This window comes from Paenibacillus montaniterrae (genome assembly GCF_018403185.1).
GTDB lineage: Bacteria > Bacillota > Bacilli > Paenibacillales > Paenibacillaceae > Pristimantibacillus > Pristimantibacillus montaniterrae.
Map to the genome: position 1 here is coordinate 428,605 of NZ_BOSE01000001.1, position 11,536 is coordinate 440,140.

Annotated in this window: 8 protein-coding genes; 2 read left to right on the top strand and 6 right to left on the bottom strand. The window is 48.1% G+C overall.

Translation table 11 applies throughout. The features are described from left to right. Positions 1-81: 81 nt before the first annotated feature. From KJS52_RS02080 to KJS52_RS02105, 6 genes are all read right to left on the bottom strand, one after another. Entirely contained in the window at positions 82-1,794 is a 1,713-nt protein-coding gene (locus KJS52_RS02080; protein ID WP_213512972.1) for a proline--tRNA ligase, read from the bottom strand. 786 nt (positions 1,795-2,580) lie between these two features. Next, positions 2,581-3,285 (bottom strand): SGNH/GDSL hydrolase family protein, encoded by a 705-nt coding sequence (locus tag KJS52_RS02085; protein ID WP_213512973.1) that lies wholly within the window; start codon positions 3,283-3,285, stop codon positions 2,581-2,583. Positions 3,286-3,518: 233 nt separating this feature from the next. Further along, on the bottom strand, positions 3,519-4,343 hold the full coding sequence (locus KJS52_RS02090) for an SDR family oxidoreductase (protein ID WP_246563050.1): 825 nt from the start codon (positions 4,341-4,343) through the stop codon (positions 3,519-3,521). Between the two features lie 96 nt (positions 4,344-4,439). Next, entirely contained in the window at positions 4,440-5,360 is a 921-nt protein-coding gene (locus tag KJS52_RS02095) for an NAD(P)/FAD-dependent oxidoreductase (RefSeq protein WP_213513773.1), read from the bottom strand. A gap of 226 nt (positions 5,361-5,586) precedes the next feature. Beyond that, positions 5,587-5,997 carry an RrF2 family transcriptional regulator gene (locus KJS52_RS02100; RefSeq protein WP_213512974.1) on the bottom strand — a complete coding sequence of 137 codons (411 nt, stop codon included), beginning with the start codon at positions 5,995-5,997 and terminating at the stop codon, positions 5,587-5,589. A 783-nt stretch (positions 5,998-6,780) separates the two neighbouring features. After that, complete coding sequence (locus KJS52_RS02105) at positions 6,781-9,066, bottom strand: beta-glucosidase (protein ID WP_213512975.1); 2,286 nt, start codon at positions 9,064-9,066, stop codon at positions 6,781-6,783. Positions 9,067-9,209: 143 nt separating this feature from the next. Here KJS52_RS02105 and KJS52_RS02110 point away from each other — a divergent pair, with 143 nt between their 5' ends. Both KJS52_RS02110 and KJS52_RS02115 read left to right on the top strand, forming a co-directional pair. Then, complete coding sequence (locus tag KJS52_RS02110) at positions 9,210-10,472, top strand: helix-turn-helix domain-containing protein (RefSeq protein WP_213512976.1); 1,263 nt, start codon at positions 9,210-9,212, stop codon at positions 10,470-10,472. Positions 10,473-10,571: 99 nt separating this feature from the next. After that, positions 10,572-11,498: a DUF2268 domain-containing putative Zn-dependent protease gene (locus KJS52_RS02115; RefSeq protein ID WP_213512977.1), complete on the top strand. Its 927-nt coding sequence runs from the start codon at positions 10,572-10,574 to the stop codon at positions 11,496-11,498. Positions 11,499-11,536 lie beyond the last annotated feature (38 nt).

Sequence of the window (11,536 nt, forward strand, 5' to 3'; positions counted from 1 at the left end):
AAGCAATCGCTAATTTTGTAAAACATAAAAACCGAGCTAACGACTGGTATGTCGGCTCGGTTTAAGTGGCCCACCTATGCTTTACGGGCAATAGATGCGCTTAAGCTGTTCCAGCACCGCCTCTGTAGCGAGCACTTCCTTGCTGTTAGTTGTACGGTCAAACCATTCTACCTTGCCGTCAGCCGCATCCTTGCCAACGATCAGGCGGTAAGGGATCCCTATCAGATCAGCATCCTTGAATTTGACGCCTGCTCTTTCAGCGCGATCATCAATAAGCACTTCAATGTCCAACTGCAGCAGCCGCTGATGAAGTCCTTGCACAAGCTGTTTTTGCAGCTCATCATCATAAGAAATGACAATAATGTGGACCTGATACGGCGTAATTTCTTTCGGCCATACAACACCCTGCTCACTATGGCGCTGCTCGACAATCGCGGCCAGTATACGGGAAATCCCGATGCCATAGCAGCCCATAATGATGCTTTTTGCTTTACCTGATTGGTCGAGAAATGCTGCAGACAGGCTTTCGCTATATTTCGTGCCGAGCTTAAAAATATGCCCCAGCTCTATTCCGCGATGAAACGTTAATTTGCCAGTCTGGCAGCGCGGACAAAGATCATCTTCTATCACATTGCGGAAATCTGCGACATGCGTTAAATCGAGGTCGCGCATAGCATGTATATGCTTGAAGTGATGATTTTGCTCGTTTGCCCCGGCAACGCCGTCAGTAACGGCTAGCACGCTGTAATCGACAAGCAGCGGGATCGTTAAGCCGATTGGCCCGATATATCCGGCTGCAGAAGCGTTAGCTGCAATAGCTGAACCATCTGCCAATTCAATATTTAATGCTGTTAAATAATTTTTAATCTTCAGTTCATTGAGCTCATAATCCCCGCGAACCGCCACCGCAACAGGGCGACCATCAACCATAAACAGCATTGTTTTAATGATTTGCTTGGCTTCAATATGGAGAAATTGCTGCAATTGCGCAATTGTGCATACATCCGGTGTATAAATCCTTTCGATGGCTGGGCTTGGCGGTACTTGCTCGCTGTCGACGCCAGCTTGCTCGGTAACAGCTTCAGCCTTCTCCAAATTAGCAGCATATTGACAGTGGTTGCACGCTGCAATCGTATCCTCGCCAATTTCTGCCAAAGCCATAAATTCATGCGTACCGCCTTCTCCACCTATAGCTCCTCCATCAGCTTCTACTGCACGGTAATCGAGCTCGAGACGTGTAAAAATCGCATGATAGGCATCATACATTGCACGGTAGGCTACATCCAGCCCTTCCCAATCCTGGTCGAAGGAATAAGCATCCTTCATTAAAAACTCTCTTGTACGCAATAAGCCAAAGCGAGGCCTTCGCTCATCGCGAAACTTTGTTTGAATTTGGTAGAGGATAACTGGCAGCTTGCGATAGGAGTTAATTTCATGGCGTGCAATGGAGGTAATCACCTCTTCATGCGTTGGTCCTAGTGCAAACTCCCGCTGATGCCGATCAGTAAAGCGGATCAATTCTGGCCCATATACATCGTAACGCCCCGATTCCTTCCACAGCTCCGCAGGCTGTATAACTGGCATCAGCATTTCCTGCGCGCCCGCCCTATCCATCTCCTCGCGTACAATATGCTCGATTTTGCGCAGCACGCGCAAGCCAAGCGGCATATAGCTATAGACCCCAGAGGCGAGCTGCCTTATGAAACCGGCTTTGAGCATCAATTGATGACTGGCAATCTCAGCATCCGCAGGAGACTCACGCAACGTCGACAAAAACAACCTGCTTTGATACATAATAAAACCTCCCAATACAATTAAGTGAAAATTCAAAAAAATTAGCATTCAAGATACGCCGTCGAATACGCGACAACGCAACCACATCGTCATCAAAGTCCTGTTTTTTGAACTACCACTTCAATCGAAGTACAAAAGTTCGGCTTTCAGGACCAAGAAGATGGCTCGCTACTAGAAAGTGAGGAGCGCAGCGTAGGCAAAAGCTACGTGAGCACCGGAACTTTCGCTAGCGTGCCATATTCGCCGTCAACTAAGCTACAACGCCCCACATCGTCATCAAGGTCTTGTTTTTGAACTACCTCTCTTCAATCGAAGTACAAAAGTTCGGCTTTCAGGACCAAGAAGCTTGGACGCTAGTAGAAAATGAGGAGCGCAGCGTAGGCAAAAGCTACGTGAGCACCGCAGTTTTCGCTAGCGTTCAAGATTCGCCGTCGAATATGCTCCAACGAAACTACATCGTCATCAAAGTCGGACTTTTGAACTACCTTTACCTATAAAAAAAACGGTATATTCGCTAGGGACGAATATACCGTGCAACCACCCTAATTCGATTGAAGCTGCGCTTCAATCCTTCATTACGATAACGGAATGCATTCCGATAGCGACAGCCAAAGCGGTCGCTACTGCTCACAAGGTAGGAATTTGCTTCGATCCTTTCGAGAAGTCTTTCAGCCTGTGGACTTCTTCTCTGTACTAAGAATGCTTGAAGCAACGGCCTTGCTCAGCGCATTTGAATATTCATTTTCAATTACTTTATCCGATCAACAATCATTCGTCAAGAGCTGGTTATTGATAAACAGCTTGACGATATTGCCTTAGTATTGTTTTATAAATTAATTTGTAGCCAGCTTCGTTCGGATGAATGCCATCCTCGCAAATAAGCTGCTGGTAGCGAGGCTTGGAGAGAAAGGCTGAGCGAATATCGATTAGCGGGACAGAAAGCTTGGCGGCCAGCGACGTTACCTTCGCATTATACAGCTCCTGCCAGCGATAAATCGCATTCACATCTCCGTCCAGCCATGCAAGAATATGGTCTTTGTTGAGGTTGCGTGAAACCCAGTCAAAGTATTTGTCGGGCACTAGAGGAGGCAGTGTGAGCATGATAGGATTGCCTTGGCGCGCGCGTATTTTCTCTATCATTTCGCTGTACTTTTTCAGAAACAGAGGGATCGGCGTGTTGTATTCATGTGCCGCGTCTGGTCGTTCCGAGATTTGCTGCCAGTTATAGTCGCAATCATTGCCGCCAAATTCCAAAAGCACGCTTTGATATTGCTTCACTTTGTCCATATGGCGCTCCAAAATCGACAGCCCTTTCGTAATTGTGCTTCCCATCATACAAAAGTTTTCAATGCGCAGCCGCTGCTGACTGGCGCCGATCAGCTTATGTAGATCGATTTTTAGTGTGCTGTAGCGATTGGACTCGGGCTTGAGCAGGATGCCCTTGCCAATTGAATCTCCAAATACACCAATATTCAAGCTAGTGTTCAGCATGTCTTTCCCTCCAGTCTGCTGCAATACGTGCTGTCATCATTTACTACTATTATAACAAGCCGCCTACTCAAACCATAGCTGATGAATGTCATAAGTTTGATGTGAGGGGTGTCATGCCTTTTCTTAGATTCTTTAAATAGAAAACCCGAACGACGCGTCATTAAAACGCATCATTCAGGCTTATTCAACATCATATAAATAATCTAGCTTGTCCCGGCCAGCTTTTCGACTAGCTAAAGCAAGGTTTCTGCTCCGTCTATAAAGATCTCAGTCCCTGAAATATGGCTGGAGCTTGAGGAAGCTAAAAACATGACGAGATCAGCAACCTGCTCCGGCTTTCCTGGCCCATGCTCCAGCGGCTGGCTCCCTTCTGGATAGACGACAGGGATTTGGATTTTTTCGACTTCAGGCTGGCGAAATGTATTTTCACCAATATTAGTTTCAATTGCACCCGGGCAAATGACATTTACCCGAATTTTATACTGCGCCAGCTCCAGCGCAGCCATTTTGGCAAATGCGACCTGACCTGCCTTGGAGGAGCTATACGCTGACATGCCGAATCCGGAAAATTTTCTGCTGCCGTTAATCGAGCTTGTAATAATAATGCTGCCGCCGTTTTGCTTCATGTGCGGAATCGCATATTTCACAGTGAGAAAGGTGCTCTTCAGATTGGTTGTCAGTGTTTCATCCCATTGTTCAGGTGTTAAGTCCTCAATAGGCGCTACCGTTCCATTAATGCCAGCATTGGCAAATACAATATCAATTGTGTTGAAGGCTTCGACAGCCTTTTGCACAGCTTGCTCAACACGCTGCGGATCGGCCACATCGGTATCCACAAAGATGCATTCTCCGCCCAATTGCTTAATCTGCTCCTCAGTCGTCTCAGCACGACGATCGTTCAGATCGACCAGTACAATTTTAGCTCCAGCCTTTGCCAATTGGATCGCTGTTGCCTGACCAATGCCTGAAGCCGCCCCTGTAATTAGCGCTACCTTATTCTTTAAGCTTGATTCTGTCATCGCTATACCTACCTCCTGCTCATCCTCTAATCGGAACATTCCATCATAAGATTGCCTATTTGAAAGCATCTCATTCACCATTAGCGGGAGTTTACGGCAGGTATGTTCAGCAGCATGTTTTTGCGAAAGCCCCGTCTAGTTTCGAGCGGCTGCCTCCCATTCCTCTTCAACCAAGTCGGCGAGAATCGAAGCTGCTGCCTTGCTGCCAGAGGAAGCGGCATGAATGAGCTGAGCAGGCATAAAGTAAGCGGAATCGCCAGCTGCGAACACGCCTTCTACTGTTGTTTTACCAAATGGACTCGTTTCGATGCCGCCGGCTTCAGTCGTTTCTAAGCCAAGCGACTGTGCAAAGCTGCTTGAATTGTTAATTAATTCAGGCCCAATCAAACCACCGCGACAGCTGATCTGCGTCCCATCGGCAAAATGCACCTGCTCCAGCTGCCCATCCTGACCTGTAAGCTTGGTAACGGCTGCTTCAAATACTTGTATTCCTCTTGCTTTAAACTCCTCGATTTGCTCGGAATCGAGACTTTGTTTGCCATTGGTGCATACATACAGCTCCTTGCTCCAGTTATACAGCAGCTTTACCGTGTGAAAAATGTGCGGACTGCTGGATATAACCGCCAGCGGGCGATCGCGATTTTCCCAGCCATCGCAAAACGGGCAGTTGAACACTGTTTTTCCGTAAAATTTCTCCAGCCCCTCAATTTCCGGCAGCTCCTCGCGCAAGCCTGTCGCTAGCAGTAGCTTGCGCGCCTGCACACTTTCCCCAGAAGCAAGCTGAATGCTAAAGCCATCCTCCGTTCTGGCAATATCGACGACCTCATCCTGCCAGTGCTGCACAGATGGGTAGTACAATACCTCCTCATATGCAATTTTTCTGAATTCGCCAGGCTTAATTCTGTCTCGCGTTAAATAGCCGTGTGATTCATGGGCAATCCGGTTTCTTGGCTTGCCGCTGTCCAGCAGAGCGACCGTTCTTTTGGCTCTGCCAAGCACGAGCGCTGCATTCAGCCCTGCCGGACCTCCACCAACAATTGCACAATCGTATTTCATCACATTTTTCTCCATATATTCCACGCCTCCTACTTCAAAAGATATTACAGATATATTATATCCGTAATCATTTATATTAATGAGCTGCTAATGATCGGCTGCCTTGCAGGTGCCAAGATCACTAATAGCTCGATAATATCGTGTATGCAATTTATAATGGCTTGTTTGCAGCCTCTTTACTCCTCGCATTCCTCTATGCCAGTTATTGCACCGGCGCAGCGCAGCGTTATGCATCGACCAAATGGCCTCTAACCTGCAGCGCTAGCTCGGTCAGCTTCTTTGCACGCAAATGCTGCTCCATTTGCTCTTCTGCTTCAAGCATAACTCCGTGAATTAAGCATCCTGAATTGCCATTGCCGCAGCATTCAAACAGAGAAGCCGTTCCTTCCACAGCATGAATGACATCGAGAAAGCTAATGTCCTCCTTGTTGCGCTTGAGCCGATAGCCGCCTCCCGCACCTGAAGCAGACTCAATTAAATTAGCCTTGACAAGCTTGGTCAATATTTTGGAAAGATAAGTTGGCGATACATGTTGCTTATCAGCAAGCAATTGCACGCCAACTGGAGACTCAGATGCATAAGCAATCAAATACATCATAGTGTGCAGTGCGTAGCTGGTTGCTTTTGAATATTTCATCTTATCCCTCCAATCAAAGACTTTATGTATCTATAATATCTGTGAACAAACAGTATGTCAATTACCTTTTTGAAATTAGCTGTATTTCAGCGCTCCGGAGCAAAGCATCCTCCAGTCACTTTTTAAATCGTAATGCTATTTTATTAAATTTTTTAAGGAGGCATTACGATGTTAAAGGCGACCCACTCTCGTTTTTCGGATGCTTTGCTCCTCCGCTGGTGCTTTTTTTTGGGTGCAGAACCAAGAAGCTTGGACGCTAGTAGAAAACGAGGAGCGCTAGCTGCGGCAAAAAGCTACGTGAGCACCGGAGCCTTCGGTAGCGTGCCATATTCGCCATCGACTAAGCTACAACGAAACTACATCGTCATCAAAGTCATGCGTTTTGAATTACCCCTTCCAATGAAAGTTCAAAATGTTCGGCTTTCAGGACCAAGAAGATGGCACGATACTAGAAGGCGAGGAGCGCAGCGTAGGCAAAAGCTACGTGAGCACCGCAGCCTTCGGTAGCGTGCCATATTCGCCGTCGACTAAGCTACAACGCAATCACATCGTCATCAAAGTCATGCGTTTTGAACTACCCCTTCCAATGAAAGTTCAAAATGTTCGGCTTTCAAATGTTCGGCTTTCAGGACCAAGAAGATGGCACGATACTAGAAGGCGAGGAGCGCAGCGTAGGCACAAGCTACGTGAGCACCGGAGCCTTCGGTAGCGTGCCATATTCGCCGTCGACTAAGCTACAACGAAACTACATCGTCATCAAAGTCGGATATTTTGAACTACCTCTCAGTTTGTGGTGTTAAGTTGGGTGATCAGAGAGTCTAACATCTCCTCAGAAAATTTGCCTTGACTGAAGGCAGTCAAATTGCGCAGCGGCATAAATTTCATCATTGCGGCAAACATATCGCCCATACCATCCTCCGAGCTAGCTGCTTCGGCAGACATGCCGAGTCCTTGCTCGAACTGTTTAAGCAGTGTTTGAGCGATTTCTGCCTTACGCGGATCGTTCAGCAGATCGCCGATCGTAGTGTTGCGATGAACGATGAGCGGTACGACTGTTGTCGAAGTGACATGAACCGTTTCAGTCAGTACAATATCGGCAGATGAACGGCCGATTAATAGCTCGAAATCGCCAGTTTCTACATGCCAATCTCCAAGCTGAACGTTGTAGTAGGCAAAGGCGCGCTTGTCGAGCTTGATCGTTACAGTTTCAGACTGTCCCGGCTCCAATGCCACCTTGGCAAATCCCTTCAGTTCCTTGCTTGGACGATTGACGCTGCTTTCCACATCGCGCACATACAGCTGTACGGTTTCCTTGCCGGCACGCTCTCCTGTATTGGTAACGGTAACCTGCACCTCCAGCTCTTCGTTATCACGAATTTGCTTGCTGCTCAGCTTCACATCAGAATAGTCAAAGCTTGTGTAGCTAAGACCATGCCCAAACGGGAACAGCGGTTCAACCTGCTTCGTATCGTAGTAGCGGTAGCCGACAAAAATGCCTTCACGGTACTCAACACGATCCCCTTCCCCTGGGAAATTAAGGAACGAAGGATTGTCGCTCAGCTTCTGCGGGAAGGTTTCCGCCAGCTTGCCGCTCGGATTCGACTTGCCAAACAGCAGGTCAGCAATGGCTCCGCCAACTGCTTGTCCGCCGAGATACGCTTCAAGCACTGCTTGCGCTCGTTCTATCCATGGCATTTCAATCGGAGAGCCGTTCATAAGCACGACGATCACATTGCTTTGCACTTCAGCAATTGCTTCAATTAGCTGCTCCTGATTAGCTGGCATACGCAAATGTGTGCGGTCATACCCTTCGGACTCGTAACGGTCCGGCAATCCGGCAAATATAATAACCGCTTCTGCCGCGCCGGCAGCTTGCTTCGCTTCATCCAGCAACGCTGGATCATTTTCATCGCTGTCGATCGCATAGCCTTGTGCATATACAATTTCTGTGCTGTCGCCAGCCAGCTTGCGCAGCTCAGCGAGCGGCTGATCAATTTGAGTTGGACGAATATGCGAGCTGCCGCCGCCTTGATATCTAGGCTTCTCGGCAAAGGCGCCAATGACCGCCAGCTTGCGCTGCTTGCCAAGCGGCAATAGCCCGGCTTCGTTTTTCAGCAGCACCATGCTTTCAGCAGCAACCTTGCGAGCAAGCTGATGATGCTCAGCCTGATTATAGCTGGCATTCGGCTTTTTGGAATCGACGCTCATAAAAATAATGCGCAGCAAGCGCTCAACAGCGCGATCCAGCGCTTCCTCGGAAAGCTTGCCGCTCTGTACAGCCTCGATAATTTGCTTGTCGCCAACTCCACCGTTGCCTGGCATTTCCAGCTCATTTCCGGCAGTTAGTCCTGCGACACGCTCATTGTTCGCGCCCCAATCGGTGACGACGATCCCTTCATGCCCCCATTCTTCCTTCAAAATATTAGTAAGCAGCCATTCGTTTTCAGAGGCGTAGGCTCCATTAATTTTGTTGTAAGAGCTCATAACCGTCCATGGCTGCGCCTTTTTCACAGCGCCTTCAAAGCTTGCCAGATAGATTTCTCGCAGCGTGCGCTCATCAACAATCGCATCGACGGTCATGCGGCGATGCTCCTGGTTATTTACAGCGAAATGCTTTAAGCTAGTGCCGACACCTTCGCTCTGCACCCCTTGAATATGGCTTGCTGCCATTTCAGAGGACAGGTAAGGATCCTCCGAAAAGTATTCAAAGTTTCGTCCGCATAGCGGTGATCGCTTAATATTCGCCCCAGGACCTAGCAATACAGCTACATCTTCAGCCTGGCATTCCTCGCCGAGCGCCTTGCCTACCTGCTGCAGCAGCTCGCGATCCCAGGAGCTGGCCATGCCGGCTGCTGACGGAAAGCACGTTGCGGGAACGCTTTCAAACAATCCTAAATGATCGCTATTTCCTTGCTGCTTGCGCAAGCCATGCGGTCCGTCTGTTACCATGATCGAAGGAATGCCGAGCCGCTCCACTCCCTTTAACCGCCAAAAATCCAGACCGGAGCACATGCCTGCTTTTTCTTCCAGTGTCATTTGCGCCACTAATGCTTTCAGATCTCGTTTCATGAATACCCTCCTACACTGCATTTGTTATGATGGTGCTTGTTCCATTTGTAATCATTTGAGCTTTTCCATTTCATTATGGCATGATTCCTTGCTTGAAAATGGTATAATCCATATATAAATAGTATAATTCGAAGGTGATTTTTATGGATACCGTAAATGAGCATAGCGAGCTGCTGGCGCTGTGCAGACTGCTGCAGGAAAGCTTGCAGCTCCCTCTCTATTATCTCGCAGCGGACGCCAAGCAAAGTGAAGCGTTTGGCGGTCAGCAGCAGGAACAAACGGTTAACCCGCTGTTTTCAACAACGCTTGAGCAGCTGCACAGCTTGCTTGAGCAAGAAATGGACATTGCCCTTCCTACACTGCTTGCCTCGCCATTTCTCGAGCAGTTTATGGTCGTGCCTGTCAAGGAGGCTGTTGGCGGGCGCTCCGCAGTTGTGATCGGCCCTTGCAGCTCGGAAAAGCCTTCAGCAGAAATTATCTCGAATCTAATGAATGATCATCGCATTCCTCATAGCAGACGCGCTCAGTGGAGCAGCTATTTGCAGCAGCTGCCTCATGCGCATACGACGCGTATGTTATATGCTGGCGTCCTTGCTTACAGGCTAATGAACGGCGTCCAATTGGACATTACCGATGTGCTGCAAAGCTATATGCAATACAGTGTCAAACAACCGCTTCAGGAAAATGTGGAGGTAATTGTGGCGAACCAGCGCGAATCGGCAATGTTTCATATGGAGCTCGAGGCTGAAAAGCGCTTCTTCGAGCTGATCGCCAGCGGGAACAAGGATGAGCTGATGAAAGGGATGATCGATCTGCCCTATGAGGAGGTTGGCGTATTGTCCAAGCGGAGCCAGCTTCGCAATCGCAAAAACTTTGCGATTATTAGCATCGCATTTGCCACTCGCGCTGCAATGTCTGGCGGACTATATGAGGAGCTGGCGTTTACGCTTAGCGATTTGCATATTCAGCATATTGAAGAGCTAAACGATGTTAAGGCGGTCGAATCCGCAACAATTGCCGCTCTGCTCGATTTTACCGAGCGCGTTGGCACCATTAAGAAGCAGGGCATTTCCAAGCCAGTGCGGCTGTGTCAGGAATATATCTACAATCATTTGTACGAGCCGCTTGCGCCGGATAAACTGGCCGAGCTGGTACAGCTAAATGCCGCATACTTGTCGCAGCTGTTCAAAAAGGAAACCGGGCTACCGCTTGCCAGCTATATTCAGCGCGAAAAAATTGAAGAATCGAAGCGCCTGCTGCGTCATACCAACGATAAGATAGCGGTGATAAGCACAAAGCTGAACTTTTACGATGAAACGTACTTTGTCAAGGTGTTCAAAAAGCATACTGGCATGACGCCTCGCGCCTATCGAGCAAGCAGCAAGCATCCTATTATGCGCACTTAGGATTATTTTCGACATTAAAAATTGTGTATGAACTGCCGCTTGACCTTCACGTTACGTTATCCCCCATACTAGGCACATATCAACCTAAGGGGTGAAAACATGAATATTCAAACATTACGTTCAGACAACATTTATCGAAAGGTGATGCAGGCACTGCAAGAGGAAAAGCTTGAACTATTCAGACAAGAAATGATGGCTCCATTTATGAAAAAATGGGAAATTCAGCATATTCCATTTAAAGCTGAGCAGCCAGGCGGCTTCGACGTCATCGCGATGAGTAATATGATGAGCTACCCGCCAGAGCAGATTACGAATGAGCTGGCAGCCGAGCTTGACTTGATTTCTACCGACTCCTTTTGGAACGAGTGTGAAGACGCTGTGAAAAAAAGTCTCCAGCTATTTGACGAGCATGGCATAAAGCTGCGCCAAGCTGATTATTTGTTTACAATTTGGCTAGGGAATCCTGATAGCCCAGCGTTAAAGCTGAATGAAGGCTATAGTGGCGATGGCGGAATTCCTGGCTATATCATTTGTATTTTGGCGCCGAATGCATTTACGCTGCCTCGTCTAAAGTCTGCGTTAGCGCATGAGTGCAATCATAATGTGCGCTACCAATTTATTCAGTGGGATCATACTGTTACGTTAGGAGAACTGATTGTTAGTGAAGGGTTGGCAGAAAGCTTCGCCACTTCTCTTTATGGCGAGGAGTTGCTTGGACCTTGGGTTGCAAAGACGGATGCGCAGACGCTGAACTCGTTCATTAAACCCGCGCTTAAGCAGCAGCTGCAGCTTACAGGCTTTCATAACATCGCGCCGTATCTGTATGGTGACGAAATAGCCAAGCTACATCGCTTCAACCCGGTCGGCATGCCGTATGCTGCTGGCTACGCCTGCGGCTATTATTTAATTCAAACTTACTTGAAGAAAACAGGCAAATCGATCGCTGAGGCAACGATTACACCTGCCACTCAAATATTGGATGAGATTCAACAATTTTGGGATGAAGAAACAATTATTGGCGCTTAGAGACGCTGTATTACCTTCAGGCCATCCCATTGCAAGGC